The organism is Ruegeria sp. CK2, from assembly GCF_056536585.1.
The window spans coordinates 50,903-76,609 of sequence record NZ_JBQFPW010000019.1 but is presented as its reverse complement, the minus strand read 5'-3'; the positions used below and the strand labels follow the sequence as shown (position 1 = coordinate 76,609).

Sequence of the window (25,707 nt, the reverse complement as noted above, 5' to 3'; positions counted from 1 at the left end):
GTAATCGGTAGGCCGGGCATCAGCCCGGCACATCGTCGAACTAAAGAAGGCCGCCCCACAACGGGCGGCCTTCTTTTGATCTAAAGCTTAGTCGTATGCGGCATCGACTATGAATTCTACCTTAAGTTCGGCGCGTGCCAGTTTGGCTTCGCCGCACGCCCGCGCGGGGGCGTGCCCGGAAGGAACCCAAGCATTCCAGATCTCGTTCAATCCCGCAAAGTCCTTCATGTCGGCAAGCCAGATCGTCACGCGCAGCATTTTTTCACGGGACGAACCCGCCTGCACAAGTAGAGCGTCGATTTTCTCAAGGCAAATCCGGACTTGTTCCTGAATCGTCTCACCTTCAGCAACTTGCCCGGTCAGATAGGCGACTCCGTTGTGTTTTACAATTTTGGACGAACGTTCGCCGGTCTCTATGCGATTGATCATAAGGGTCTCTTGCCATTTCTAAGGAGTGGATGCAGATTTGTTGTGTACTGCCAGTGTAGTTTTGGATGCAGAATGCCATTCAACGCAAACGCAAACTGATAAAAACAATTTCAGAATTTCTGAACTCTTCCGCTAGGTCAAACGCGTTTAAGGCCACCAAAAAGTGCCAAGGTAGCCTTGCGGCGTCACACAAAAGCGGACAGGTTGAGTTGCAGTCTGGTGCTCTCAGGTAGCTTTCAACAGTCGCTCGCTGATTTCCCACAAACGCTCGGCGCTTTCATCATTGCAAGCATGTGGGTCAACACCCACGTACCGGGCCATCGGGCTTTCCGGGTCGGTTGGTGCTGCTACATTGCAGTCTTCACAATACACACCGGGGTAGTCTGCTAGCACCGTTGCCGTTGCCGCCCACAGCGTCGTTGAGCAGCCCTGTTCTGGTGTTTTGAACCCTTGCTTGGCCAGTTCGGATGGCTCGCCATCTTCTCCGAGCCATCCTAGTGCGATCATTTCTTCTTTGGGCAAGTGCCGCTGCAGGGGTGTGAAAATTCCCCCAGGATGGACGGAGAAAGCGGTACCTCCGGCGTCCTTCAGTCGCCGGGACATGCCGTTTGCAAACAATGCGTTTGCCGTCTTTGCCTGCCCATAGGCCTGCCACTTTTCGTAGGCGGTCTGCTCAAAGTTGATGTCGTCCCAAATCATGTCTGAGAGTTTGTGAGCTGTCGAAGATAGGCTCACCACCCGGGCGCCTGATGTGTCTTTCAGTTTGGAGAGCATCCCTAAACTCAGCGCAAAATGGCCCATATGATTGACCCCGAATTGAGATTCCCAACCGGGTCCGACGCGGGTTTCGGGGCAGGCCATGATACCCGCATTGTTGATGAGGAAATCCAACTGCGAAAGTTGATCCTGCATCGCTTCGGTGAAGCGCTTAACTGAATCAAGATCCGCCAGATCCATCGGAGCAGTTTGAACATCGCCGGGTACGCCGCCCAGCGCGTCCTCGGCTTTTTTCGGAGTGCGAACCGGAACAATCACCGAGGCTCCATTTGCGGCCAGACAGCGAACCGTTTCAAGGCCAATCCCGCTATAACCACCGGTCACAATAGCGGTTTTCCCTGAGAGGTCCAAACCATTCAACACCTCGGCTCCTGTGCTCTTGGCGTAAAATGCCGATTGCGTCGGGACTTGATCAGTTATTGCCATGATATGCTCCTGCCGTTGTGGTTCAGTTTCGGCGTTGTTTGATGTTGACATGTTGTATTGGGCGTGTCGGAAAGGCAAACGCGTTGGGCAAAGGTTTGCTTCACCTACCAATGCAGTTTGTTGCACTTCCCCCTTGCCAAACCCCTCACACCCCTGTAGATCGCGCGAGTTCTCAACAAGAACATCAAGGCGGGGTGATTCCCGCCTTTTGGGTTCGATGAGGGTTGGCGATGCGCGCTTGTCCTCCTCTCAACCTCAACGCCTGATAAAAGGCTGTTATTATGCAAAGCCAAAATATTCGTATTCGGCTGAAGGCATTTGACTATCGCGTCCTGGATGCCAGCACGCAAGAGATCGTCAACACTGCCAAGCGGACCGGCGCGAACGTGCGCGGCCCGATCCCGCTGCCGAACAAGATCGAGAAGTTCACGGTTCTCCGTGGCCCTCACGTTGACAAGAAATCCCGCGACCAGTTCGAGATCCGCACGCACAAGCGTCTGCTCGACATCGTTGATCCGACCCCCCAGACCGTTGACGCGCTGATGAAGCTCGACCTCGCTGCTGGTGTGGATGTCGAGATCAAGCTGCAGTCGTAATCGGAGGGTATGAGAATGCGCTCTGGTATTATCGCAAAAAAAGTTGGCATGACCCGCCTGTTCATGGAAGACGGCAAGCAGATCCCTGTGACCGTTCTTCACTTGGACAACCTGCAGGTTGTTGCACAGCGCACCGATGAGCAGGACGGCTATACCGCTGTTCAGCTGGGTGCCGGTGCTGCCAAGGCAAAACGCACCTCGAAGGCCATGCGCGGTCACTACGCCGCTGCAAAGGTCGAGCCCAAGCGTAAGCTGGCCGAGTTCCGCGTCTCTGCTGATGGCCTGATCGAAGTGGGTGCCGAAATATCGGCGGAACACTTCCTGGAAGGTCAGAAGGTTGACGTTTCGGGCACCTCGATCGGTAAAGGCTTTGCCGGTGCAATGAAGCGCCATAACTTCGGTGGTCTGCGCGCCTCGCACGGTGTTTCGATCAGCCACCGTTCGCACGGTTCAACTGGCCAGTGTCAGGATCCGGGCAAGGTTTTCAAAGGCAAGAAGATGGCCGGTCACATGGGTGCTGCCCGTGTCACCACCCAGAACCTGGAAGTTGTCAAAACTGACGCCGACCGTGGTCTGGTCTTCATCAAAGGCGCCGTTCCCGGACCGAAATCGGGCTGGGTTACCGTCAAGGACGCCGTCAAGAAGAAAGCACCGGAAGGTCTGCCTTTCCCGGCTGCTGTGAAATCGGCTGCAACTGAAGCACCTGCGGAAGAAGCTCCCGCGGAAGGTGGTGAAGCATGAAACTTGATGTAATCAAACTGGACGGCAAAAAGGCTGGCAACATCGAGCTAGATGCAGACCTGTTCGGCCTAGAGCCGCGCGCGGACATCCTGCACCGTGTGGTTCGCTGGCAGCGCAACAACGCGCAAGCCGGTACCCACAAGGTCAAGACCCGCTCGGAAGTGTCCTACTCGACCAAGAAGATCTATCGCCAAAAAGGCACCGGTGGCGCTCGTCACGGCGCCCGCTCGGCACCGATCTTCCGCGGTGGCGGCGTTTACAAAGGTCCCGTCGCGCGCTCGCACGGTCACGACCTGCCGAAAAAGTTCCGCAAACTTGGTCTGCGCCACGCGCTGTCTGCCAAAATGGCAGCTGGTGAGCTGGTTGTGATCGAAGACGCCGCATCCGAGGGCAAGACTGCCGCTCTGGCCAAGCAGGTTGCAAACCTGGGCTGGAAACGCGCTCTGGTTATCGACGGCGCCACCGTGAACGAAGGGTTCGCCCGTGCAGCCGCAAACATCGAAGGTCTGGATATCCTGCCAACGATGGGCGCAAACGTCTATGACATCCTCAAGCGTGACACTCTGGTGATCACCAAAGCGGGTGTCGAAGCACTGGAGGCTCGACTGAAATGAGCGCGAAGGCAGAACACTACGACGTGATCCGCAAGCCGATTGTCACCGAAAAGTCGACCATGGCGTCCGAGAATGGCGCGATTGTCTTTGAGGTAGCGATCGACAGCAACAAACCGCAGATCAAAGAAGCGGTTGAATCGCTGTTTGGTGTCAAGGTGAAGGCGGTGAACACCACCATCACCAAAGGCAAGGTCAAGCGGTTCCGCGGCCAGTTGGGCAAGCGGAAAGACGTCAAAAAAGCATATGTGACCCTGGAAGAGGGGAACACAATCGACGTGAGCACCGGTCTTTGATCCGACGCTTACTGCGACTATTCACGGCCTCGGCGGTTCAACCCGCCGGGGCCGATTTCGTTTCGGACCCTGAAACTGTGCGTGCGCAGGTTCTGGAACAAATGCGGGCGTTCAGCGCCGAGCCCTATTTTCAGATCGCCGACGAAAAGCTGGGGCTGTTGTCGGTGTTCGACGATCTGAAATACGACCGGGCGGATGTAGATATGATCTCTCCGGCGATGCGCAAGCATGTGGTCGGCAAGCTTGGCCCGCTGGGGTTTCGCCAGACCTCAGGCACAGTTCTGGAACACGCCAAGGCCGATATGCGCGTGCACATCCCCAAGTTCCACGCCCTCGGCGCGTCGCCTTTCGATATCGCGCGCTATACTGAGAAACGCCCGCATGATTACTGTCTGCTGACGCCCACGCAGGTGGCCTGTCAGTACGTCGATCACTATGAGTTGGACGACGCGGTGCAGCGGATCGAGGGGTTGATTGCAAAGCACCCGATCAACCTGCTCAAACTGGCGGATTATCTGGAAGGCAAACCCAAACACCGCGCCTTTCGCGAGGTGCTGGGGCATATCAAACTCAAGCAGAGGATCGCGGTGGAGGCCGAGCCGCTGTGCCGCAGGCGGTCCCTCGGATAAGGGCGCAAGCCGCGCCAGAGACTGCCCGTGGGATGGCGCCGCGACGGCTGATCAGCGCGCTTTTTTGTGCCAAATACATCCGAACTCATAGCGAGGCGCAAACGTCCCCAAAGCGCCAGCCCGCCGGGACGGGCAGTCGCTGGCGCGGCGGCCTTCGGCCTTGTCCCGCGCTTAGGAGCGTAGGCGGGAAGACGCAAAGAAAGCATATGTGACCCTGGAAGAGGGTAACATTGTCAACGAGAGCATAGGTCTCTGATCGGAACCATCATTAGAGAGAAATAAGAGACACCGCGTAAGCTGATACCCATTTTTTGTTGCTATTGAATGCAAAAATCTTCGCATCACCCAACACGAAGAGGAATGTCAGACAGCACAACTTTCTCATGGGCATCCGGTACGCCCAATTCTCCCAGTACACCTGCGAACGCACTGTAGCTGACATATGGAAACTGAGTCGGCCCGACAATAATGCGATCCAGAAGCGACGGGATATCCGCACCGTGCAAACCGTTGTCCGGTTCATTTGCCAGCCGAAGCTTGTAGACCTTCTGTGGTACCCCGCCCAAAACTACTGTTTCTTCCGTCATCTCGGGACTTGTCCGCTCCGTCGGTCGATAGAACAAACGCCATTCCTGTTCCTCTTCGAATCCTGGATGTTTTGTGGCAATTGCAAAACGAAAAAGCATATTGTGAATGTAAGCAACTAGAGTTTCCTGCCCCAAGCCGTGCAAGTACTTTCTGTTGATTAGTATAGCGTTGGTGATTTGCGCCAGGTATTCGGTCAACCCCTCGACTGAAAGATACAAGACTGGGATAGAATAGACCGCCAAAAGATCAGTTACCGCAGCCATTGGGGTGTTTTTGATAACCAGCGCTGTATCTCCATAGGCCCTCCACATCGAAAGCCTGCCGCGACGATCTTCTTCGGAATTATGGAGCGACACGCATGCAATATATGTCTCAAGTTGCCAGTCCCGTTCCCATCCCGAAAGCAGATTGTCAGATTTCTCAATTGTGCCCTGAAAAATATCCTCTACGGCCTCACGAAACCTATTGCCTTCAGGTCCAGAAAACACTGAACGGATCAACTGCAGTCCGTAGGAAATCTCGGAGAAATCATTCATCGCGGTAGCGTTTCTAAACCAAAGCTCTTGATTCCGGAGCACCTTCATAGCGGTGTCAGCAGATGTGTAATAAACAAACCGTTTTTGTTCGGCCACGACAGACAAACTTGCTTCCATCAGACCAGGTCGAAAAATCTGATTGAACATTCTTGTTTCGTTATCGAAATCCATCGCTTCCCTCGTTTTGGCTCTTCCAATTGGGTAACCATTTACGGATTATCGTCGATTTGGAAGATGAGGTCGGCTTTTTATGAGTTTGTTTGCTTCAATAGCTCTAAATGAAAAAAGGGTCCTGTATCACTGAGTGGAAGCTCAAGGACTTGGTTTGTTCTCGTTTTAGAATTGTGATCTCTTGGTCCGGATGCTCTGGATATGAAATCCGCACGGACCCTATAGACACCCACCCCCAACACGGCTATACGCACCCAATCTTGCGGCCTCGGATTCGTTCCGGGGCTTCTGATATTTGAAACCGGGGACCTTCGGGGCCCTATACCCTTGGCACCTACGGGGGCCTATCACATAGCGGGGAAATCCCCGCACTTGCTAAACGGAAGACAGAAAGCATGGCACTCAAGTCGTACAAGCCGACGACGCCGGGCCAGCGCGGGCTGGTGCTGATCGACCGTTCGGAGCTTTGGAAAGGACGTCCGGTCAAGTCTCTCACAGAGGGTTTGACCAAATCGGGCGGCCGGAACAACACCGGACGGATCACTTCACGCCGCCGCGGCGGTGGCGCAAAGCGTCTCTACCGGATCGTTGACTTCAAACGGAATAAATTTGATGTCTCGGCAACCGTTGAACGGATCGAATATGACCCGAACCGGACCGCATTCATCGCACTCGTAAAATACGAAGACGGCGAGCAGGCTTACATCCTCGCTCCGCAGCGTCTGGCTGTTGGTGACAAAGTCGTGGCATCTGCCAAGGCCGACATCAAGCCGGGCAACGCGATGCCGTTCTCGGGCATGCCAATCGGTACCATCGTCCACAACATCGAAATGAAGCCTGGCAAAGGCGGTCAGATCGCACGTGCGGCCGGTACTTACGCTCAGTTCGTTGGCCGTGATGGCGGCTACGCTCAGATCCGTCTGAGCTCGGGTGAACTGCGCATGGTCCGTCAGGAATGCATGGCCACCATCGGTGCCGTGTCCAACCCCGACAACTCGAACCAGAACCTCGGTAAAGCCGGTCGTATGCGCCACAAGGGCGTGCGTCCGTCGGTCCGTGGTGTCGCTATGAACCCGATCGATCACCCGCACGGTGGTGGTGAAGGTCGGACCTCGGGTGGCCGTACACCGGTTACGCCTTGGGGTAAGGACACCAAGGGTAAGCGTACCCGCAACAAAAACAAAGCGTCCCAGAAGCTGATCATCCGCTCGCGGCACGCCAAGAAGAAGGGACGTTAATCTATGTCTCGCTCTGTTTGGAAGGGTCCTTTCGTCGATGCTTATGTGCTGAAAAAAGCCGAAGCAGCGCGCGAGTCGGGCCGTAACGAAGTTATCAAAATCTGGTCGCGTCGTTCCACCATTCTGCCCCAGTTCGTGGGTCTGACTTTTGGTGTGTACAACGGCCACAAGCATATCCCCGTCAACGTCTCGGAAGACATGATCGGTCAGAAGTTCGGTGAGTATTCGCCAACTCGGACCTATTACGGTCACGCCGCTGACAAAAAAGCGAAACGGAAGTAAGTCATGGGCAAGGAAAAGAACCCCCGCCGCGTGGCCGAAAACGAAGCAATGGCGAAAACGCGCATGCTCCGTACCAGCCCGCAGAAACTGAACCTGGTTGCACAGATGATCCGTGGCAAGAAAGTCGAGAAGGCGTTGACCGACCTGACGTTCTCGAACAAGCGGATCGCGCAGGATGTGAAGAAATGCCTTCAGTCCGCAATCGCCAACGCCGAGAACAACCACAACCTAGACGTCGACGAACTGATCGTTGCCGAAGCATGGGTTGGCAAGAACCTGGTCATGAAGCGCGGTCGCCCGCGTGCACGTGGTCGGTTCGGCAAGATTATGAAGCCGTTCTCGGAGATCACCATCAAGGTGCGTCAAGTTGAGGAGCAAGCCTAATGGGACATAAAGTCAATCCGATCGGCATGCGCCTTCAGGTGAACCGCACCTGGGACAGCCGCTGGTATGCAGATACCAAGGACTACGGTGATCTTCTGCTGGAAGATCTGAAAATCCGTGAGTTCATCAACAAAGAGTGCAAGCAAGCCGGCATCGCCCGTGTGATCATCGAACGTCCGCACAAAAAGTGCCGCGTCACGATCCACACAGCACGCCCGGGCGTCATCATCGGCAAAAAAGGCGCAGACATCGAAGTTCTGCGCAAGAAGATCGCCCTGATGACAGACAGCGAACTGCACCTGAACATCGTCGAAGTGCGCAAGCCCGAGCTTGACGCGCAACTGGTTGCCGAGTCCATCGCTCAGCAGCTGGAGCGCCGGGTTTCGTTCCGTCGCGCGATGAAGCGGTCTGTTCAGAACGCTATGCGCATGGGATCTCTGGGTATCCGGGTGAACGTCGCTGGCCGTCTGGGCGGCGCCGAAATCGCACGGACCGAGTGGTACCGCGAAGGCCGTGTGCCTCTGCATACGCTGCGCGCCGACATCGATTACGCACAAGCCGAAGCGATGACTCCTTACGGGATCATCGGGATCAAGGTCTGGATCTTCAAAGGTGAGATCATGGAGCACGATCCACAGGCACGTGACCGTAAAGCACAGGAACTCCAGGACGGCCCTGCACCTCGTGGTGCTGGTGGCGGTCGTCGCTAAGGAGGGAAAGATATGCTTCAACCAAAGCGTACTAAATTCCGCAAGATGCACAAAGGCCGGATCAAGGGTGAAGCCAAAGGCGGCTCTGATCTGAACTTTGGCACCTACGGTCTGAAAGCTCTTGAGCCTGAGCGTGTAACTGCACGCCAGATCGAAGCTGCACGTCGTGCCATGACGCGTCACATGAAGCGTCAGGGCCGTGTCTGGATCCGCATCTTCCCCGACACTCCGGTCACTGCAAAGCCGATCGAAGTTCGTATGGGTAAAGGTAAAGGTTCGGTCGACCGCTGGGCGTGCAAAGTCAAGCCTGGCCGCGTGATGTTCGAGATCGACGGCGTCAATGACGACATCGCCCGCGAGGCCCTGCGCCTGGCCGCGATGAAGCTGCCGATCAAGACTCGCGTCGTGGTTCGCGAAGACTGGTAAGCGATTTTGGGGGAGACCCTGTTCGTGATAAGACTGACCCCCGTCGGGAACCCGGCGGGGGTCTTCTTTTTTTTTGGTACAGAAAATCCGCAATAACGTGATTGAGATCGACGAATGGCAAACCTACCCCTAGGCTGCCGATCAGTTAACGAGAGGTCGCCATGGTTCAGTTGCGCAAAAAGGTGCTGGTCAAAGAAGTGATCACCACTGATCAACTTGGCCAGCCTTGCACGCCAGTCGTTCGCGTTGCGGTGATGGCTGTGTTCCAAAACCCCCTGGCCGGAAAATTCTCGGAAGATCTGTCGGAGTTGTTTGAAATCGGCGGAACTGTGGGCGGCGATCTCGCGGCTGAAGCAATCGCTCATCTGGCTAGTGATCCCGTCTCGTATGGGAAGGCTGCGATCGTCGGCGCGAATGGTGATCTGGAGCAGGGTGGAGCTGTAATCCACCCACGCCTAGGTGCCCCGATGCGCGCGGTGGCTGGAGGGGGTGAGGCTGTTATTCCTTCAAATGCCAAACTGGGTGCGCCAGGTTGTGCGATTGATCTGCCGCTTGGTCATAAGGACAATCCATGGTCTTTCGACCATTTCGACACGATGACATTGAGTGTACCCGATGCGCCGAAACCGGACGAGATTGTGCTGTGCCTTGCCTATGCGGATGGCGGCCGACCGATCCCGCGCTGCGGCAAGGGGCCCCTAAAGGCATAACCCGGTCGCGTAGGCTGGCCTTGCTGGAAAAGCTAGGTTATGCCCGGCCCATGGCACAGATTGAATCGCTTTTCGTTACCCGTCTCTATCGCGCAGCTTTGTCCGAGTTCGATCCCAAGATCGACCCGGAAGAGCTGGAAAGCTCCTGCCTTGTCATCGCAGAGGATGACGAAGCCGGGCGGGAATGGTGTGAAGAGAACGGCTATCCCGGTTACACAAGCTATGCCTCTCTGAGCGATTTGCCCTGGCGGTTTCCGATCTTTGCCGATCTGGTCAAGGCGCTGGACCAGCACGTCGCGGCTTTTGCCAAAGATCTGGAGTTTGATCTGGGTGAGGGAGAACTGAAACTGGAGGACATCTGGATCAACATCCTGCCCGAGGGCGGGATGCATGCCAGCCATATCCACCCCCACAGCGTGATCTCGGGCACGACTTATGTGTCGATGCCCAATGGCACCAGCGTGCTAAAGCTGGAAGATCCCCGCTCGGCCCGTATGATGGCAGCGCCGACGCGTCTGAAGGGCGGGCGACGTGAGTTGCGGCCGTTCATCTATGTGAAACCCGAGGTGGGAGATGTCCTGCTTTGGGAAAGCTGGCTGCGTCACGAGGTGCCGATGAATATGGCCGAGGAAGAGCGGATCAGTGTTAGCTTCAACTACAAGTGGGATTAGCAAAGCGCCGCCGATCGCCTAGGAGATTTGACGCAAATTGGGGATAAGCCTTGCAATGTGCTGGAATATAACCCATGTGGGGCACGCTTACGTTTTTCTTTTTCGACCACTGTCTCCTGATTTTCGGCGCTCAGTCTCTCGATCCAGACCTACTACGCCGCGCTGTCGCAATTCCGCGGACAGCAACTAATTAGGAGACTACGGATATGGCCACTGGCACCGTAAAATGGTTCAACACAACTAAAGGTTTTGGCTTCATCGCACCAGAGACTGGTGGCAAAGATGTGTTTGTACACATCTCTGCTGTCGAGCGCTCGGGTCTGACCGGCCTGGCCGACGACCAGAAAGTAACGTTCGACATCGAGCCCGGCCGTGACGGTCGTGAGTCGGCTGTGAACATCGCTCTGGCGTAAGTCACTCAGACTTTTGCAGTTGAAGACGCGGTCTCGTGCAAACGAGGCCGCGTTTTTCGTTTCAATTTAGACCTAGCTAGATTTTTGACTGAGTTGCCACACACCTTCGATTGGAATGGTCAGTAACACAATCTGAGAAAATCTGGAGCCAGCTCATGTAGAATCTTGTATGCTCCTTGGATCATGGGGGGTGTTTGCTGTGAAAGAAGCTGAACGAGTGGTTCGCCAATTCCACGAGAGTTGGGGTATGCGCGATCCTGATCGCGGAGCCGAGGTAATTGCCGAAGACTGCCAGTTTGAGGATGTTGCTCGTGAAGAAAAACAACTTGGCAAGTTAGCATACAAAGAGGACTACGAGCGCTGGCGACTGGCATTCCCAGATGGAGAATGCATCGTTGACAATGTGATCGTCAGCGATTGCGGTGAATGGGCTATCGTCGAGTTCCACAATACCGGCACTCATACAGGTGTGCTGCATTCAAGCCTTGGTGAATTCGAACCGACCGGAAAGCGATACGAAGTGCGTTATTGTTCGGTGATGCGGGTGAAAGGTGGCATGGTTGTTGAGGGAAGAGACTATTACGACAGCGCCACCATCGCACGACATTTGGGCTTAGTGAAGTAAGCCAGGAATAGCGTGCTTAGAGTAGATGCTTGTGTCTTCCCAAAGTTTCCCTTGCCACCCACCAGCGACTCCCCTATAGAGCGGCATCTTGCGATCACCCGGCTGAGTCGGGGGATTCGTATGTCTATCATTCATCCACCAGGTCAAAGGTGACCCTTTAAGGGGCCTTCTGGTGTTTTGAGCAAAGGAAAAAGGCGATGAACGCCCAAGAACTGCGTGACAAGACCCCGGACCAGCTCCGCGAGGAACTGGCCAACCTGAAGAAAGAAAGCTTTAACCTGCGCTTTCAACAGGCCACCGGTCAGCTGGAAAGCACCGCCGGCATCAAAGCGGCCCGCCGCAACGCTGCCCGCGTCAAAACCATTCTGAACGAAAAGGCCGCTGCTGCGGCATCGGAGGAGTAATCCTATGCCCAAGCGTATCCTGTCCGGCACCGTAACAAGCGATGCCAACGCACAAACTGTAACCGTATCCGTCGAGCGCCGCTTTACGCATCCGGTTCTGAAGAAAACCATCCGTAAGTCCAAGAAATACCGGGCTCACGATGAAAAGAACGCCTTCAAGGTCGGCGATGCAGTCCGCATCATCGAATGCGCGCCGAAATCGAAGACTAAACGTTGGGAGGTTCTGGAAGCTTAAGCTTCCAGGATTTTTCCATTTGTCGAAACCCTGGGGGATTTAACCAGACCAGCCCCCACAGGTCGGGAGAAACCACATGATCCAGATGCAGACCAATCTGGATGTCGCTGACAACTCCGGCGCACGCCGAGTTCAGTGCATCAAGGTCCTGGGTGGTTCCAAGCGTAAATACGCCTCCGTTGGCGACGTAATCGTCGTCTCGGTGAAGGAAGCCATCCCGCGCGGCCGCGTAAAGAAAGGGGACGTCCGTAAGGCCGTCGTCGTGCGCACCGCCAAAGAAGTTCGCCGCGAAGATGGTACCGCGATCCGTTTCGATCGCAACGCCGCCGTCATTCTGGGCAACAACAATGAGCCGGTAGGTACCCGTATCTTCGGCCCCGTTGTTCGCGAACTGCGCGGCAAGAACTTCATGAAAATCATCTCACTCGCTCCGGAGGTGCTGTAATCATGGCTGCTAAACTCCGCAAAGGCGACAAGGTCGTCGTGCTGGCCGGTAAGGACAAGGGCAAAGAGGGGACTATCACCTCGGTTGATCCATCCGCCGGCAAAGCTGTCGTTGATGGCGTGAACATCGCGATCCGTCACACCCGCCAGACCCAGAACAATCAGGGCGGTCGCTTGCCTCAGGCAAATCCGATCGAACTGTCGAACCTGGCTCTGCTGGACAAGAACGGCAAAGCAACCCGCGTTGGCTTCCGCATGGAAGGCGACAAGAAAGTGCGCTTCGCCAAGACCACGGGGGACGTGATCGATGCTTGATACCGCAAATTATACCCCGCGTCTGAAAGCTCAGTACGCTGAAACCATCCGCCCGGCTCTGAAAGAAGAGTTCGGTTACAAGAACGACATGCAGCTGCCCAAGCTGGAAAAAATCGTTCTGAATATCGGATGTGGTGCAGAAGCTGTTCGGGATTCCAAGAAAGCAAAAGCCGCCGTCGAGGATCTGACTGCGATTGCTGGTCAACAGGCTGTTTCGACCAAGGCGAAAAAGTCGATCGCGGGTTTCCGTGTCCGTGAAGACATGCCGCTGGGTGCGAAAGTGACCCTGCGCGGTGACCGGATGTACGAATTCCTGGATCGTCTAATCACCATCGCGATGCCGCGTATTCGTGACTTTCGCGGTGTAAAGGCGTCTTTCGATGGTCAAGGCAACTTTGCCATGGGCATGAAAGAGCACATCGTGTTCCCGGAAATCGACTTCGACAAGGTCGATGAGGTCTGGGGCCTGGATATCGTAATTGCCACCACAGCGAAAACCGACGCTGAAGGCAAGGCATTGTTGAAGCAATTCAACATGCCGTTCAACGCCTGAGCGCCGGGAGGATTAAGACATGGCTAAAAAAGCAATGATCGAACGCGAAAAGAAGCGCGAGCGCCTGGTGGCCAAATATGCCGCAAAGCGTGCCGAGCTGAAAGAAATCGCGAATGACGAAAGCAAGCCGATGGAAGAGCGTTTCAAAGCGCGTCTGAAACTGGCGAAGCTGCCGCGCAATAGCTCGGCAACCCGTCTTCACAACCGTTGCCAGCTCACCGGCCGTCCTCATGCTTACTACCGTAAGCTGAAGGTCAGCCGTATTGCGCTGCGCGAGCTGGGCTCTGCTGGTCAGATCCCCGGCATGGTGAAATCGAGCTGGTAAGGGAGAGAATGATATGAACGATCCTATCGGCGATATGCTCACCCGTATCCGCAACGCGCAAATGCGCGGCAAGTCCACCGTTTCCACCCCAGCGTCAAAGCTGCGCGGTTGGGTTCTGGACGTGCTGGCGGACGAAGGTTACATCCGTGGCTACGAAGCGACGACCGGGACCAACGGTCATCCGGCCATCGAAATCAGCCTGAAATACTACGAAGGCACTCCTGTTATTCGCGAACTGAAGCGGGTTTCCAAACCCGGTCGTCGCGTTTACATGGGCGTCAATGACATCCCGCAGGTCCGTCAGGGTCTGGGCGTGTCGATTGTCAGCACTCCGAAAGGTGTGATGTCGGACCAGAACGCACGCTCCAACAATGTTGGCGGCGAAGTGCTCTGCACCGTCTTCTAAGGAGGTCTGTCAATGTCTCGTATTGGTAAAAAACCGGTCGAGCTGCCCAGCGGCGTTTCCGCCACTGTGTCCGGCCAGACCATTGAAGTTAAGGGCCCGAAAGGTGCCCGCAGCTTTACCGCAACCGACGACGTTACGCTGTCGGTCGAAGACAACGTGGTTACGATCAACCCTCGCGGCATGTCCAAGCGCGCGCGCCAGCAGTGGGGCATGAGCCGCACCATGGTCGCAAACCTGGTGGCCGGTGTGACCGAAGGCTTCAAGAAAGAGCTGGAGATCCAAGGTGTTGGTTACCGGGCGCAGATGCAGGGTAACACCCTGAAGCTGAACCTGGGTTACAGCCACGACGTTGATTTCGTTGCTCCGGAAGGTGTCACCATCACCGCACCGAAGCAGACGGTGATCATTGTGGAAGGAAACGACCAGCAGCAGGTTGGCGAAGTCGCAGCGAAAATCCGCGATTGGCGCCGTCCCGAGCCCTATAAGGGCAAGGGCATCCGCTACAAGGGCGAGTTCATCTTCCGCAAAGAAGGCAAGAAGAAGTAAGGACGCAAACAATGGCAAACAGCAAAAGAACCCTGTTTCTGAAGCGCCGCCTGCGCGTTCGGAACAAACTTCGCAAGGTCAACGCGGGTCGCCCGCGTTTGTCCGTACATCGTTCGAACAAGAACATCTCTGTTCAGCTGATCGACGACGTGCGTGGCGTGACCCTGGCCTCGGCCTCGACCCTGGAAAAGGATCTGGGTGTTGTTGGCAAAAACAACGTCGAAGCGGCCACCAAAGTGGGCGCGGCTATCGCCGAGCGTGCCAAGAAGGCAGGTGTCGAAGAGGCCTATTTCGATCGTGGTGGCTTCCTGTTCCACGGCAAAGTGAAGGCTGTCGCCGACGCTGCGCGTGAAGGTGGTCTGAAGATCTAAAACCTGCGGGTGGCCGACCGGCCGCCCCGATGATCCAGGAGCCTCGGCACAAGTCGGGGCTCACTCGGATTGAACAAACGGCGCGTATAGCGCCACTAGAGAAAAGGGATGCCAAAATGGCAGAACGTGATAACCGCCGGGGCCGTGGTCGTGACCGCGACGAAACTCCGGAATTCGCAGATCGTCTGGTTGCGATCAACCGTGTGTCGAAAACCGTAAAAGGTGGTAAGCGCTTTGGCTTCGCCGCTCTGGTGGTCGTAGGCGACCAGAAAGGCCGCGTCGGCTTTGGCAAGGGTAAAGCGAAAGAAGTACCCGAGGCCATCCGCAAGGCGACGGAACAAGCCAAGCGTCAGATGATCCGCGTGCAACTGCGCGAAGGTCGGACCCTGCACCACGATATGGAAGGCCGTCATGGCGCCGGTAAAGTGGTTATGCGCACAGCGCCTGAAGGTACCGGTATCATCGCCGGTGGTCCGATGCGTGCCGTGTTCGAAATGCTGGGCGTGAAGGACGTTGTGTCCAAATCTCTGGGCTCGCAGAACCCGTACAACATGATCCGCGCAACCATCAACGGCCTGACCAAAGAGCAGAGCCCGCGTTCGGTTGCACAGCGTCGCGGCAAAAAGGTTGCCGACATCCTGCCCAAGCGGGACGAAGCACCAGCTGCTGCTGAAGCAGAAGCATAAGGAGAGCGACCCATGGCAAAAACCATCGTCGTAAAGCAGATCGGTTCCCCGATCCGTCGCCCCGCCGAACAACGCGCAACCCTGATCGGTCTGGGCCTGAACAAGATGCACAAAACCCGTGAGCTGGAGGATACCCCTTCGGTCCGCGGAATGGTCAACAAGATCCCGCATCTGGTAGAGATCATCGAAGAACGCGGTTAAACGCAGTTCTTTGAAAGATTAAAACGCCTCCGACAAGTTCGGGGGCGTTTTTTGTGCAAGTTTCTTGATTTGAGACCAAGCGGGCTTGGCTCAACTTGAGCGCATGTTGGCGATAACTCTGCGCATGTAATCCATGAATTGCGCTTGCTCAGACACATTCAAAACTTGAAGCGCTTCGGCATTCACCGTCTGCGCCGAGTCATAGGCATTGTCTCGAAGTGCCGAGGACTTGTCTGTCAACCAGATCAACTGTGCTCGGGCGTCAGCAGGGTTTTTTGTTCTCTTGATCAGGCCGTCGCGTTCCATTCGATTAAGTGTATTGGCCAGTGTCGCTTGTTCGACGTCGATTTTGGCAAGCAGATCCTTCTGCGAAACGCCATCCTTAACCCAGAGTTCCAATAAAATTGGGAATTGTCCGACAACAATGCCCAAAGGCACAATGCGGCGCTGCAACTCCTTGGCGAACAGCCGCGCCATGTGGTTGACGAGATATCCGGCTGAGTTCTCTTTTTCGAAATCCATGGCCGAAACTTACACTTGCATAGTATGCTATACAATATTATATAGCTAGCTATGTTAATCTAGTGGAAAGGACGCACGATGGTACGCTTTGAGGAGTTGAATGAGATTGTCGCCTTGGCTGACCAGATGCAGTCGGAAGAGGGGCCAATCGCGTTGATCAACCTGTTTGAGGTCGATGTGAAAGACGAAGCGGCTTTGATAGAGGCCTGGACAAATGATGCGGATTTTATGAAATCCCAACCAGGATACATCTCAACGCAGATGCATAAAGGTATCGCAGGCAGTACGACCTACGTGAATTATGCCATTTGGCAGGATGTCAAAAGCTTCCGTGACGCCTTTAGCCAGCCCGAATTCCAACGCCTGCTGTCCGAATACCCCAACAGTGCCGTGGCCCGCCCCCATCTTTTTCAGAAGATGGCCGTCGAAAACCACTGCATCGCCTAACGCCCTGATCGGAGCTGCCAAGTGTTAAGAGCAATCCACCCTGTTGCAGGAACCATCGGGTTCTTGACGATCCTGACTTTCTGGACCTCCACCGTTTACACTGAGTTGTTTGGAACCTACGCGGCCATAACCGTTGTCAAATCCATGATCGTCAACGGTCTATTCGTCCTCGTGCCAGCGATGGTTATCGTTGGTGCGTCTGGCATGTCCATGGGGCGCCGCCGTAAGGATGCGCCGGCAATCGCCAAAAAGAAGAGAATGCCAATCATAGCCGCGAACGGTTTGCTGATCCTGGTGCCAGCAGCGATCTATCTGAGTATGAAAGCCAGTGCCGGATCCTTCGACACGAACTTTTATGCAGTACAGATTGTCGAACTGACAGCCGGAGCAGCCAATTTGATTTTGATGGGGCTAAGTATACGAGATGGTAGAAGGATGAGCGCACGCAGACGACACGCTACTAAGAAATGACAGAAGTTTTCAAAAAACTCAGTCACATGCAGTCTTGCCGAGGCGTAGTCCACATGAGAAAAAATCAATCCCGCTCTGCCATTCACTGAACGCATAGCGGCTAGACCAAAACCTGTGTTGTTAGCGGTATCGTACGCGCCTATCTCGGCCTTGTCCGAATAAGGAACAGCCAAGTGACATCGGGGAATACGCCCCGACATTCGAAAGGAATAGAGATATGGCACACACAGCAACACTGACACATGGCGGCTTCAACCTGAGCGCCCGTTTTGCAAACCTGATCGAGCTCGTAAAGGAAAACCGCGCCCGGGCGAGCGAATACACCCGCACGTACTCTGAGCTCAACCGCCTGAGCAACCGTGAACTGGACGACATCGGCATCCGCCGTTGCGACATTGCAGACATCGCGCGCGAGCACGCATATTGCGCGTAAATCAGCCCAGCTGATATACGAACCCTGAGGCGCCTTATGGCGCCTCTTTTGTGTTTAGGCGTTCCGATCACAAAATCGCGGCCGCGCTTCCGCGCGCGAGACAAGAAACCTTGCAACCATGGGCACAAAGCTGTATCGGGCTCCGGTGGCATTGTGTCCACGAGAATCAAAATCAAGAAATGCCGTGTCTGACCCATCACGCTTCGGGGTCAATTCCGGCGAAGGAGAAGCGAAATGAAACTGAATGAATTACGCGACAACGCAGGCGCCACTAAGAAACGCACGCGCGTTGGCCGTGGCCCCGGTTCCGGCAAAGGTAAAATGGGTGGCCGTGGTATCAAAGGTCAGAAATCCCGCTCCGGTGTGGCCATCAACGGCTACGAAGGCGGCCAGATGCCACTGTACCAGCGCCTGCCGAAGCGTGGCTTTAACAAGCCGAACCGCAAGGAATTTGCCGTTATCAACCTGGGTCTGATCCAGAAATTTGTCGAAGCTGGCAAGTTGGACGCCAAAGCCGCGATTACCGAGGATGCACTGGTTGCGTCCGGTCTGGTGCGTCGCAAGCTGGACGGCATCCGTGTTCTGGCCAAGGGTGAAATCAGCTCCAAAGTGAACCTGGAAGTCACCGGTGCTTCGAAAGCTGCTGTTGATGCGGTCGAGAAAGCGGGCGGTTCACTTACGGTCACAAAAGCTGCTGCGGCAGAGTAAGCGCTTGTGAGCGGGCCAAGACCCGCTTACATAGACCTCAGAGTTTTCCAAGACGCCGCCCGAGCCGGAAAACGGTTCCGGGCGGTGTTTGCATAAGAGAGACCGATTTATGGTATCAGCAGCTGAACAAATGGCAGCCAACACTAGCTGGGCTGCTTTGGGCAAAGCCACCGATCTGCGCAACCGCATCCTGTTCACGCTCGCTTTGCTGATCGTCTATCGTCTGGGCACCTTTATTCCAGTGCCGGGCATTGATGGTCAGGCGCTGCGTGAGTTCATGGAACAAGCGGGGCAGGGCATCGGCGGCATGGTTTCGATGTTTACCGGGGGCGCGCTGGGTCGGATGGGTATCTTTGCCCTCGGCATCATGCCTTATATTTCGGCCTCGATCATCGTGCAGCTGCTGACATCGATGGTTCCCGCGCTCGAACAGCTCAAGAAAGAGGGCGAGCAAGGCCGTAAGAAGATCAACCAATACACACGTTTTGGCACCGTGGCGCTGGCCACCGTTCAGGCTTATGGCTTGGCTGTTTCGCTGGAATCGGGTGATCTGGCGACGGATCCCGGGCTCTACTTCCGCATGTCGACCATGATCACCTTGGTTGGTGGCACCATGTTCCTGATGTGGCTGGGTGAGCAAATCACCGCGCGTGGCATCGGCAACGGTATCTCTCTGATCATCTTCGTCGGCATTATCGCCGAGGTTCCGGCCGCACTGGCGCAGTTCTTCGCGTCGGGCCGTTCGGGTGCAATCAGCCCGGCTGTGATTGTCGGTGTAATTATCATGGTCATCGCAGTCATCACCTTTGTGGTGTTCATGGAGCGCGCATTGCGCAAGGTTCATATTCAGTATCCGCGCAGACAGGCGGGTATGAAGGTCTATGAAGGCGGTTCCAGCCATCTGCCGGTCAAGGTTAACCCGGCGGGCGTTATTCCTGCTATCTTTGCAAGCTCGCTGCTGCTGTTGCCCGTGACGATCTCGACCTTTTCGTCAGGTGCCACGAACGGACCGGTGATGTCTTGGCTATTGGCCAACTTTGGTCCCGGGCAGCCGCTATATCTGCTGTTCTTTGCGTCGATGATCGTTTTCTTTGCGTATTTCTATACGTTCAACGTGTCGTTCAAACCGGACGATGTCGCCGATAACCTGAAAAAGCAGAACGGTTTTGTTCCGGGTATCCGTCCTGGCAAGAAGACTGCCGAATATCTGGAATACGTGGTCAACCGCGTTCTGGTTCTGGGCTCAGCCTATCTGGCGGCGGTGTGCCTGCTGCCTGAAATCCTGCGTGGTCAGTTCGCCATCCCGTTTTACTTCGGCGGCACCTCTGTTCTGATTATCGTCTCGGTCACCATGGACACGATTCAGCAGGTTCAGAGCCATTTGCTGGCGCATCAATACGAAGGGCTTATCGAAAAGTCCCAGCTGCGCGGTAAAAGCAAGAAACGCGGCAGGAAGGGACCCGCTCGTCGATGAACATCATTTTGTTGGGCCCGCCGGGTGCGGGCAAAGGAACGCAAGCGCGTCATCTGGTTGAAATGCGTGGTATGGTGCAACTGAGCACCGGTGACATGTTGCGAGAAGCCAAGGACAGCGGGACCGAAATGGGCAACCGCGTCGCCGAAGTGATGGCCAAAGGTGAACTGGTAACCGACGAGATCGTCATCGGCCTGATCCGTGAAAAGCTGGAACAAGGTGCCAAGGGCGGTTTCATTTTCGACGGTTTTCCGCGCACGCTGGCACAGGCTGACGCGTTGGGAGATCTGCTGAAAAGCACCGGCGAAACGCTGGATGCGGTCATCGCGATGGAAGTCAACGATGACGCGCTGGTCGAACGGATCACCGCCCGCTCGACCTGTGGAGGCTGCGGCGAGGTCTACAATGACATCACCAAGCCGATCCCTGCCGACGGAAAATGCTCCAACTGTGGTAAGGAAAACGACTTTAAACGCCGCGCAGATGATAATGAGGAAAGCCTCAAGACCCGTCTGATGGAGTACTACAAAAAGACCTCGATGCTGATCGGCTATTACTATGCCAAGGGCAACCTGTCCTGGGTTGACGGCCTGGGTGAAATTGACGCTGTTCAAAACGAGATTTCGCAGGTTTTGGATGGTGGCGTCGACGTCGGAAACGACTGATCCATTTCTGCCCTTGACCTGAGCGGGAAAAGCCAATATCGACCCCCATCCCTAACGGGAATCACGACCGCATGCGGGATTCGTTCCGGATGCCCCGACCACCTCGAATAATACTGGATCCTCTGGCGTCACTGCCAAGATCGAGTGTTGTGAAAAAAGGTTCCGGAACTACGGAACCGCAACAAAAAAGGAAAGTGACACGTGGCACGTATTGCCGGCGTAAACATCCCGACTGCAAAGCGGGTACCTATCGCCCTCACATATATCACCGGTATCGGAAACACCTCGGCCAAAGCGATCTGCGAAGCCGTAGGCATCGACGCGACTCGTCGCGTCAATGAACTGTCCGACGCCGAAGTTCTGGCCATCCGCGAGCATATCGACGCAAACTTCACCGTTGAAGGTGACCTGCGCCGCGAAGTTCAGATGAACGTCAAGCGCCTGATGGACCTGGGCTGCTACCGTGGTCTGCGTCACCGTCGTAACCTGCCCGTTCGCGGTCAGCGTACCCACACCAATGCTCGTACCCGCAAAGGCCCCGCAAAGGCCATTGCTGGTAAGAAGAAATAAGGAGGGTCTGACTGATGGCACGCGAAAAGACTCGTACCAAGAAAAAAGAGCGCAAGAATATCGCATCGGGCGTCGCCCACGTGAATTCGACCTTCAACAACACCAAGATCCTGATCTCGGACGTGCAGGGCAACGCCATTGCATGGTCGTCAGCTGGGACCATGGGGTTCAAAGGGTCGCGGAAATCTACTCCGTATGCTGCTCAGATGGCTGCAGAAGACGCAGGCAAGAAAGCACAGGATCACGGCGTCAAGACGCTGGAAGTCGAAGTTCAGGGCCCCGGTTCGGGTCGTGAATCGGCCCTGCGTGCGCTGGCTGCCGTGGGCTTCAACATCACGTCGATCCGTGACGTGACGCCGATTGCTCACAATGGCTGCCGCCCACCGAAGCGTCGCCGCGTCTAAGCGATATTATTACTGAGCTGGGGCTGTGTTTTTGCGCGGCCCCGGTTCGCCGTTTTGAAACCTCGGGCGTCTGCACCTGATTGGTCATGGGGCGCAGACAGGAATGGAGGGATTACATGATCCATAAGAATTGGGCAGAATTGATCAAGCCGACCCAGCTGGATGGCAAGCCGGGCAATGATCCCGCACGTCAGGCCACTCTGGTCGCCGAGCCACTGGAGCGTGGATTTGGTCTGACTTTGGGCAACGCCCTGCGTCGCGTTTTGATGAGCTCGCTGCAAGGCGCGGCCATCACCAGCGTTCAGATCGACAACGTCCTGCACGAGTTCTCCTCGGTTGCGGGCGTTCGCGAAGACGTTACCGACATCATCCTAAACCTCAAGCAGGTTGCCCTGCGTATGGAAGTCGAAGGCCCCAAGCGCCTGTCGATCAATGCCAAAGGCCCCGCCGTTGTTACCGCCGGTGACATCAGCGAAAGCGCCGGTATTGAGGTTCTGAACCGCGATCACGTCATCTGTCACCTGGACGATGGTGCCGACTTGTTCATGGAGCTGACCGTCAACACCGGCAAGGGTTATGTCTCGGCTGAGAAGAACAAGCCCGAGGATGCGCCTATTGGCTTGATCCCGATCGACGCGATCTATTCACCGGTCAAAAAGGTTGCCTATGACGTTCAGCCGACCCGTGAAGGTCAGGTTCTGGACTATGACAAGCTGACCCTGAAGATCGAAACCGACGGTTCGATCACACCTGAGGACGCACTGGCCTTTGCTGCACGCATCCTGCAGGATCAGCTGTCGATCTTCGTCAACTTCGACGAGCCGGAATCGGCAGGCCGCCAGGACGAAGACGATGGCCTGGAGTTCAACCCGCTGCTTCTGAAGAAAGTGGACGAGCTGGAGCTGTCGGTCCGTTCGGCAAACTGCCTGAAGAACGACAACATCGTTTACATCGGCGACCTGATCCAGAAAACCGAAGCCGAGATGCTGCGCACCCCGAACTTCGGCCGCAAGTCGTTGAACGAGATCAAGGAAGTGCTGTCCGGCATGGGTCTGCACCTCGGCATGGATGTCGAGGACTGGCCGCCGGACAACATCGAAGATCTTGCCAAGAAATTCGAAGACGCGTTCTAAGCGCGTCCTCCCCAATGCCCGGGATACCGGGGATGATATGGGCACTTCCGCCCCAAGGAGAGCCGGTGACACGCATCGCCGGCCAGACAAAGCAAAAGCTGAAGAAGGAACTAGAAAATGCGTCACGCACGTGGTTACCGCCGCCTGAACCGTACTCATGAGCATCGTAAGGCTCTGTTTGCGAACATGGCTGGCTCGCTCATCGAACATGAGCAGATCAAGACAACTTTGCCCAAGGCAAAAGAACTGCGCCCGATCGTTGAAAAACTGATCACCCTTGGCAAGCGCGGCGACCTGCACGCCCGCCGTCAGGCCGCATCGCAGCTGAAAGAAGACCAATACGTCGCAAAGCTGTTCGAAGTTCTGGGCCCCCGCTACGCCGAGCGTCAGGGCGGTTATGTCCGCATCCTGAAAGCTGGTTTCCGCTATGGCGACATGGCCCCGATGGCGATCATCGAATTCGTTGACCGTGATCTGGACGCGAAAGGCGCGGCCGACAAGGCCCGCGTTGCTGCTGAAGAGGCCGCAGACGAAGAATAAGAAAGCCCGGCTTTCATGCAAAAACCCCCGCGTCTCGGACGCGGGGGTTTTCTTTTTGCCTGCCAGTCAGGCCTTTCGCAACTTACTTGATCCAACCCTGTTCCCGGTAGTATCTGACCGCCCCGGGATGTAGGGGGACAACCATGCTGTCTCGGATCATTTCTGATGGTTGCAAACCCCTCAGGGCTGGGTTCTGCTGGCCCAATTGAGGCAGGTTTTCAAACGTGAATTTGACGAAGGTATAGACATCGTTATCGGAAACGTTAGTGCTGCTTAATAGTGCGGCCTTGTAGCCAAAGGTCATCGTTGATCTCGTCACTCCGGTATACACATTTGCCGGAATCGTCGCTTTGCTGAGTGTATCGGTACCCGCAACCAAGCTATTAATCTGACGACCCGACAACTCGACCAATTGAATCGGGCATGTTTGCGCTGTTTTTTGAACCCACCCAGACGGGTAAGCGACGACGCGGGCAACGGCGTCTATTTCTCCGGAACACAACGCCTTCCGCTGTGCGCTCAGATCGCCGGGCCTGAAGGTGTTGAACGCGGATGTATCCCAATTCGCTTGGTGAGGAAGTTGCCGGACCAGGCGAGAGGCCGATACGCCCAGTTTGACACGTTTGCCATCCAGATCATTGACTAACAAAATACCGGATCCTTTGCGTGCAATGACAGTCAGAGGTTCGCTGTGAATAGAAAACAGCGATCGCAATGAAGAATCCGCGCCCTTGCCTTTGAAAAAACCAGACCCATCTCTCGCGCTTTTTGCCCAGTCAGATCGCGCCACGACGAAATCAAACTTTCCACTGCGCAAATTTGGCAGGTTCTCGCGCGGGCCATCCGTTGTGCGGGCACGGCATTTAAACCCGTCCGTGCCTTGCGCAAAAGACTTGCACAATAGGTCGCCAACCCTAAAAAAGTACCCGCCTTTCCCACCAGTTCCAAAGGTCAATTTGGTGTCTGCCGCCTGAGCCGTCGGGGTGATCAAACCCATCGTTGCGGTCAGGATAAAAAGGGAAGAGAGCAGGTATACTAACTGTTTGCGGCAAAGAGTTTTGAACATAATTTATCCGTTCTGATCGATGTTTTTGAGCGGACCATTCCAATCCCGGCTTCTTAAGTCAACGCGCAAGATCGCTTAACACGCTTGCAATCCCGTCCCTTGCCTCGCATATCCGGATGGCGACTATTTGACGGAATGATCATGCGGAAACTTCTGTATTCCCTGTTGTTGGCGACGTTCGCGGTTTCAGCCTATGCCGAAACAAAGGTGCCAGCATCGCAGGCCGAAATCAGCCTTGGCTTTGCCCCAGTGGTCAAACAAGCCGCGCCGGCGGTTGTGAACATCTATGCCAAGATCGTTCGACAGGGTCGTGCAAACACTCTGTTTTCCGATCCGTTTTTCCAAGATTTCTTTGGCCGAGGGTTTGGTGCGCCGCAGCCGCGTGTTCAAAACTCGCTAGGATCCGGCGTGATCTTGTCCGGTGATGGCTATGTCGTATCCAACTATCACGTCGTGGGCATGGCGACCGAAATTCGCGTTGTTACAACCGACCGGCGGGAGTTCTCGGCCAAAGTCGTGCTGGGGAACGAGGAAAGCGACATTGCCATACTCCGCTTGGAGGAGGCCGAGGGCCTCCCTTACCTAAACCTGCGCGATTCAGATCAGGTCGAAGTGGGTGAGCTGGCGCTTGCCATAGGTAACCCGTTTGGGGTGGGCCAAACAGTCTCATCCGGCATTATTTCCGGGCTGGCGCGAACGGGTACCGCAACCGGCAACGCGCGCGGCTACTTCATCCAGACTGATGCGGCGATCAACCCAGGTAACTCTGGTGGGGCGCTGATCGACGTGAACGGGGACCTAATCGGGATCAACACCTCGATCCTAACACGATCGGGCGGATCGAACGGGATCGGTTTTGCCATTCCCGCTAATCTGGTGGCCGAGTTCTTGCGGCAGGCGCAAGCAGGCAACGACCGTTTTGTCAGCCCCTGGGCTGGTATGGCCGGTCAACATATGAGCGCTGATATCGCCGAGTCGCTGGGTCTGGTCATTCCGCAAGGCGTCGTGATCTCTGATCTACATGAGCTAAGCCCATTGGCCGAGGCTGGTCTTCAGGTCGGGGATGTCGTGACGCATGTGGATGGGGATGAAGTGAACTCGCCCGCCGAGATGAAATTCCGCATGTCTGTGGCCGGAGTCGGCGGCAGGTCGGTCCTGACACGGTTGCGCGGAGAGCAGGTCGCCGATGTCGAAGTCGCACTGATCAAAGCCCCGGAGACACCAGCAGCTGATGAGGCAACCCTGAGCGAACGCACCGTTTTGCCTGATTTGAAAGTCTCGCGGATCAACCCGGCAGTGATTTCTCGTCTGGGGTTGCTGCTGTCCCAAACTGGCGTCGTCGTGGTCGATCCGGGACCCTATGGGGGGCGTGCCGGATTGCGAGTGGGTGACGTTCTGGATGATATCAATGGCGATGAAATGGAACATCCTGGCGACGTCGAAGCGGCGTTGACCGATCCAGGTCGCAGCGTGCAGATGACTATCCAGCGCGGGGGGCGTGCCGTTTCCCTGCGGTTCCGGCTGTAGAT

41 protein-coding genes are annotated in these 25,707 nt (G+C 55.7%); 36 read left to right on the top strand and 5 right to left on the bottom strand.

Features of this window, described 5'->3' with window-relative positions:
• Positions 1 to 87: 87 nt before the first annotated feature.
• A complete protein-coding gene (locus ACR0BU_RS22095) occupies positions 88 to 429 on the bottom strand; it encodes a RidA family protein (RefSeq protein WP_480738899.1) in 342 nt (113 codons plus the stop codon).
• A gap of 225 nt (positions 430 to 654) precedes the next feature.
• Positions 655 to 1,632: an oxidoreductase gene (locus ACR0BU_RS22090; RefSeq protein WP_480738901.1), complete on the bottom strand. Its 978-nt coding sequence runs from the start codon at positions 1,630 to 1,632 to the stop codon at positions 655 to 657.
• A gap of 281 nt (positions 1,633 to 1,913) precedes the next feature.
• On the opposite strand from ACR0BU_RS22090, the gene rpsJ reads away from it, so the two are divergent.
• From rpsJ to ACR0BU_RS22065, 5 genes are read left to right on the top strand one after another with little or no spacing between them, the layout of a single operon-like run.
• Positions 1,914 to 2,228 (top strand): 30S ribosomal protein S10, encoded by a 315-nt coding sequence (gene rpsJ, locus ACR0BU_RS22085; RefSeq protein WP_008756422.1) that lies wholly within the window; start codon positions 1,914 to 1,916, stop codon positions 2,226 to 2,228.
• A 15-nt stretch (positions 2,229 to 2,243) separates the two neighbouring features.
• Positions 2,244 to 2,969, top strand: coding sequence for a 50S ribosomal protein L3 (gene rplC, locus ACR0BU_RS22080; protein ID WP_480738903.1), 726 nt, complete (start codon positions 2,244 to 2,246; stop codon positions 2,967 to 2,969).
• Positions 2,966 to 3,583, top strand: coding sequence for a 50S ribosomal protein L4 (gene rplD / locus ACR0BU_RS22075; protein WP_480738905.1), 618 nt, complete (start codon positions 2,966 to 2,968; stop codon positions 3,581 to 3,583). The genes rplC and rplD overlap by 4 nt, the downstream gene beginning before the upstream one ends.
• Entirely contained in the window at positions 3,580 to 3,876 is a 297-nt protein-coding gene (locus ACR0BU_RS22070) for a 50S ribosomal protein L23 (RefSeq protein ID WP_300073402.1), read from the top strand. The genes rplD and ACR0BU_RS22070 overlap by 4 nt, the downstream gene beginning before the upstream one ends.
• On the top strand, positions 3,873 to 4,505 hold the full coding sequence (locus ACR0BU_RS22065; RefSeq protein WP_480738906.1) for a hypothetical protein: 633 nt from the start codon (positions 3,873 to 3,875) through the stop codon (positions 4,503 to 4,505). The genes ACR0BU_RS22070 and ACR0BU_RS22065 overlap by 4 nt, the downstream gene beginning before the upstream one ends.
• A 341-nt stretch (positions 4,506 to 4,846) precedes the next feature.
• Here the strand turns inward: ACR0BU_RS22065 and ACR0BU_RS22060 are convergent, their stop codons facing one another.
• Positions 4,847 to 5,800, bottom strand: coding sequence for a DUF2971 domain-containing protein (locus ACR0BU_RS22060; protein ID WP_480738908.1), 954 nt, complete (start codon positions 5,798 to 5,800; stop codon positions 4,847 to 4,849).
• A gap of 395 nt (positions 5,801 to 6,195) precedes the next feature.
• On the opposite strand from ACR0BU_RS22060, the gene rplB reads away from it, so the two are divergent.
• The 20 genes from rplB (at position 6,196) to rpmD (ending at position 15,745) form a co-directional block, all read left to right on the top strand.
• A complete protein-coding gene (rplB, locus tag ACR0BU_RS22055; RefSeq protein ID WP_298937824.1) occupies positions 6,196 to 7,038 on the top strand; it encodes a 50S ribosomal protein L2 in 843 nt (280 codons plus the stop codon).
• Between the two features lie 3 nt (positions 7,039 to 7,041).
• Complete coding sequence (gene rpsS / locus ACR0BU_RS22050; protein WP_010437056.1) at positions 7,042 to 7,320, top strand: 30S ribosomal protein S19; 279 nt, start codon at positions 7,042 to 7,044, stop codon at positions 7,318 to 7,320.
• A gap of 3 nt (positions 7,321 to 7,323) precedes the next feature.
• A complete protein-coding gene (gene rplV / locus ACR0BU_RS22045) occupies positions 7,324 to 7,704 on the top strand; it encodes a 50S ribosomal protein L22 (protein ID WP_120633916.1) in 381 nt (126 codons plus the stop codon).
• The gene (rpsC, locus tag ACR0BU_RS22040) at positions 7,704 to 8,414 is read left to right on the top strand and encodes a 30S ribosomal protein S3 (RefSeq protein WP_037311761.1); all 711 of its coding nucleotides are present in this window, start codon (positions 7,704 to 7,706) and stop codon (positions 8,412 to 8,414) included. Before rplV ends, rpsC begins: the two co-directional genes overlap by 1 nt.
• A 12-nt stretch (positions 8,415 to 8,426) precedes the next feature.
• A complete protein-coding gene (gene rplP / locus ACR0BU_RS22035) occupies positions 8,427 to 8,840 on the top strand; it encodes a 50S ribosomal protein L16 (protein WP_085823145.1) in 414 nt (137 codons plus the stop codon).
• A gap of 161 nt (positions 8,841 to 9,001) precedes the next feature.
• Entirely contained in the window at positions 9,002 to 9,550 is a 549-nt protein-coding gene (locus ACR0BU_RS22030; protein WP_480738910.1) for an amino acid synthesis family protein, read from the top strand.
• 50 nt (positions 9,551 to 9,600) lie between these two features.
• Positions 9,601 to 10,221 carry a 2OG-Fe(II) oxygenase family protein gene (locus ACR0BU_RS22025; RefSeq protein ID WP_480738911.1) on the top strand — a complete coding sequence of 207 codons (621 nt, stop codon included), beginning with the start codon at positions 9,601 to 9,603 and terminating at the stop codon, positions 10,219 to 10,221.
• Between the two features lie 206 nt (positions 10,222 to 10,427).
• Positions 10,428 to 10,634 (top strand): cold-shock protein, encoded by a 207-nt coding sequence (locus tag ACR0BU_RS22020; protein ID WP_298937827.1) that lies wholly within the window; start codon positions 10,428 to 10,430, stop codon positions 10,632 to 10,634.
• A gap of 199 nt (positions 10,635 to 10,833) precedes the next feature.
• Positions 10,834 to 11,259, top strand: coding sequence for an ester cyclase (locus ACR0BU_RS22015; protein WP_298937828.1), 426 nt, complete (start codon positions 10,834 to 10,836; stop codon positions 11,257 to 11,259).
• 197 nt (positions 11,260 to 11,456) lie between these two features.
• On the top strand, positions 11,457 to 11,663 hold the full coding sequence (gene rpmC, locus ACR0BU_RS22010; RefSeq protein WP_037311745.1) for a 50S ribosomal protein L29: 207 nt from the start codon (positions 11,457 to 11,459) through the stop codon (positions 11,661 to 11,663).
• A gap of 4 nt (positions 11,664 to 11,667) precedes the next feature.
• Positions 11,668 to 11,898, top strand: coding sequence for a 30S ribosomal protein S17 (rpsQ, locus tag ACR0BU_RS22005; protein ID WP_298937829.1), 231 nt, complete (start codon positions 11,668 to 11,670; stop codon positions 11,896 to 11,898).
• Positions 11,899 to 11,974: 76 nt separating this feature from the next.
• The gene (rplN, locus tag ACR0BU_RS22000; protein WP_298937830.1) at positions 11,975 to 12,343 is read left to right on the top strand and encodes a 50S ribosomal protein L14; all 369 of its coding nucleotides are present in this window, start codon (positions 11,975 to 11,977) and stop codon (positions 12,341 to 12,343) included.
• Positions 12,344 to 12,345: 2 nt separating this feature from the next.
• Positions 12,346 to 12,657: a 50S ribosomal protein L24 gene (gene rplX / locus ACR0BU_RS21995; RefSeq protein WP_120633911.1), complete on the top strand. Its 312-nt coding sequence runs from the start codon at positions 12,346 to 12,348 to the stop codon at positions 12,655 to 12,657.
• Entirely contained in the window at positions 12,650 to 13,210 is a 561-nt protein-coding gene (gene rplE / locus ACR0BU_RS21990) for a 50S ribosomal protein L5 (RefSeq protein ID WP_480738913.1), read from the top strand. Before rplX ends, rplE begins: the two co-directional genes overlap by 8 nt.
• A 19-nt stretch (positions 13,211 to 13,229) precedes the next feature.
• Positions 13,230 to 13,535: a 30S ribosomal protein S14 gene (gene rpsN, locus ACR0BU_RS21985; protein ID WP_010437098.1), complete on the top strand. Its 306-nt coding sequence runs from the start codon at positions 13,230 to 13,232 to the stop codon at positions 13,533 to 13,535.
• A gap of 13 nt (positions 13,536 to 13,548) precedes the next feature.
• Positions 13,549 to 13,941 carry a 30S ribosomal protein S8 gene (gene rpsH / locus ACR0BU_RS21980; RefSeq protein ID WP_298937833.1) on the top strand — a complete coding sequence of 131 codons (393 nt, stop codon included), beginning with the start codon at positions 13,549 to 13,551 and terminating at the stop codon, positions 13,939 to 13,941.
• A gap of 12 nt (positions 13,942 to 13,953) precedes the next feature.
• On the top strand, positions 13,954 to 14,487 hold the full coding sequence (gene rplF / locus ACR0BU_RS21975; RefSeq protein WP_298937834.1) for a 50S ribosomal protein L6: 534 nt from the start codon (positions 13,954 to 13,956) through the stop codon (positions 14,485 to 14,487).
• A gap of 11 nt (positions 14,488 to 14,498) precedes the next feature.
• On the top strand, positions 14,499 to 14,858 hold the full coding sequence (rplR, locus tag ACR0BU_RS21970) for a 50S ribosomal protein L18 (protein ID WP_010437103.1): 360 nt from the start codon (positions 14,499 to 14,501) through the stop codon (positions 14,856 to 14,858).
• A 116-nt stretch (positions 14,859 to 14,974) separates the two neighbouring features.
• Positions 14,975 to 15,544, top strand: coding sequence for a 30S ribosomal protein S5 (rpsE, locus tag ACR0BU_RS21965; RefSeq protein WP_120633993.1), 570 nt, complete (start codon positions 14,975 to 14,977; stop codon positions 15,542 to 15,544).
• 12 nt (positions 15,545 to 15,556) lie between these two features.
• On the top strand, positions 15,557 to 15,745 hold the full coding sequence (gene rpmD / locus ACR0BU_RS21960; RefSeq protein WP_008757946.1) for a 50S ribosomal protein L30: 189 nt from the start codon (positions 15,557 to 15,559) through the stop codon (positions 15,743 to 15,745).
• Between the two features lie 90 nt (positions 15,746 to 15,835).
• Here rpmD and ACR0BU_RS21955 read toward each other — a convergent pair whose 3' ends face one another.
• A complete protein-coding gene (locus ACR0BU_RS21955) occupies positions 15,836 to 16,267 on the bottom strand; it encodes a MarR family winged helix-turn-helix transcriptional regulator (protein ID WP_480738915.1) in 432 nt (143 codons plus the stop codon).
• A gap of 78 nt (positions 16,268 to 16,345) precedes the next feature.
• Here ACR0BU_RS21955 and ACR0BU_RS21950 point away from each other — a divergent pair, with 78 nt between their 5' ends.
• The 10 genes from ACR0BU_RS21950 to rplQ all read left to right on the top strand — a co-directional run bounded on the left by ACR0BU_RS21950 (position 16,346) and on the right by rplQ (position 23,112).
• The gene (locus tag ACR0BU_RS21950; RefSeq protein ID WP_480738916.1) at positions 16,346 to 16,714 is read left to right on the top strand and encodes an antibiotic biosynthesis monooxygenase family protein; all 369 of its coding nucleotides are present in this window, start codon (positions 16,346 to 16,348) and stop codon (positions 16,712 to 16,714) included.
• Positions 16,715 to 16,735: 21 nt separating this feature from the next.
• On the top strand, positions 16,736 to 17,185 hold the full coding sequence (locus ACR0BU_RS21945; protein WP_480738917.1) for a hypothetical protein: 450 nt from the start codon (positions 16,736 to 16,738) through the stop codon (positions 17,183 to 17,185).
• 217 nt (positions 17,186 to 17,402) lie between these two features.
• Entirely contained in the window at positions 17,403 to 17,618 is a 216-nt protein-coding gene (locus ACR0BU_RS21940; RefSeq protein ID WP_480738918.1) for a DUF1127 domain-containing protein, read from the top strand.
• Between the two features lie 234 nt (positions 17,619 to 17,852).
• Positions 17,853 to 18,326 (top strand): 50S ribosomal protein L15, encoded by a 474-nt coding sequence (rplO, locus tag ACR0BU_RS21935; protein ID WP_298937839.1) that lies wholly within the window; start codon positions 17,853 to 17,855, stop codon positions 18,324 to 18,326.
• Between the two features lie 109 nt (positions 18,327 to 18,435).
• On the top strand, positions 18,436 to 19,800 hold the full coding sequence (gene secY / locus ACR0BU_RS21930) for a preprotein translocase subunit SecY (RefSeq protein WP_480738920.1): 1,365 nt from the start codon (positions 18,436 to 18,438) through the stop codon (positions 19,798 to 19,800).
• Entirely contained in the window at positions 19,797 to 20,465 is a 669-nt protein-coding gene (locus ACR0BU_RS21925) for an adenylate kinase (protein ID WP_480738921.1), read from the top strand. Before secY ends, ACR0BU_RS21925 begins: the two co-directional genes overlap by 4 nt.
• Positions 20,466 to 20,666: 201 nt before the next feature.
• Positions 20,667 to 21,035, top strand: coding sequence for a 30S ribosomal protein S13 (gene rpsM / locus ACR0BU_RS21920; RefSeq protein ID WP_058272383.1), 369 nt, complete (start codon positions 20,667 to 20,669; stop codon positions 21,033 to 21,035).
• A gap of 14 nt (positions 21,036 to 21,049) precedes the next feature.
• Positions 21,050 to 21,439 carry a 30S ribosomal protein S11 gene (gene rpsK, locus ACR0BU_RS21915; RefSeq protein WP_037311698.1) on the top strand — a complete coding sequence of 130 codons (390 nt, stop codon included), beginning with the start codon at positions 21,050 to 21,052 and terminating at the stop codon, positions 21,437 to 21,439.
• Between the two features lie 116 nt (positions 21,440 to 21,555).
• A complete protein-coding gene (locus ACR0BU_RS21910; RefSeq protein WP_170403678.1) occupies positions 21,556 to 22,572 on the top strand; it encodes a DNA-directed RNA polymerase subunit alpha in 1,017 nt (338 codons plus the stop codon).
• Positions 22,573 to 22,689: 117 nt separating this feature from the next.
• The gene (gene rplQ, locus ACR0BU_RS21905; RefSeq protein ID WP_298937843.1) at positions 22,690 to 23,112 is read left to right on the top strand and encodes a 50S ribosomal protein L17; all 423 of its coding nucleotides are present in this window, start codon (positions 22,690 to 22,692) and stop codon (positions 23,110 to 23,112) included.
• 82 nt (positions 23,113 to 23,194) lie between these two features.
• On the opposite strand, the gene ACR0BU_RS21900 is transcribed toward rplQ, so the two are convergent.
• Complete coding sequence (locus ACR0BU_RS21900) at positions 23,195 to 24,178, bottom strand: TAXI family TRAP transporter solute-binding subunit (protein ID WP_480738923.1); 984 nt, start codon at positions 24,176 to 24,178, stop codon at positions 23,195 to 23,197.
• Between the two features lie 141 nt (positions 24,179 to 24,319).
• Between ACR0BU_RS21900 and ACR0BU_RS21895 the strand changes: the two genes are divergently transcribed.
• Complete coding sequence (locus tag ACR0BU_RS21895) at positions 24,320 to 25,705, top strand: trypsin-like peptidase domain-containing protein (protein ID WP_480738925.1); 1,386 nt, start codon at positions 24,320 to 24,322, stop codon at positions 25,703 to 25,705.
• The last annotated feature ends 2 nt before the right edge of the window (positions 25,706 to 25,707 follow it).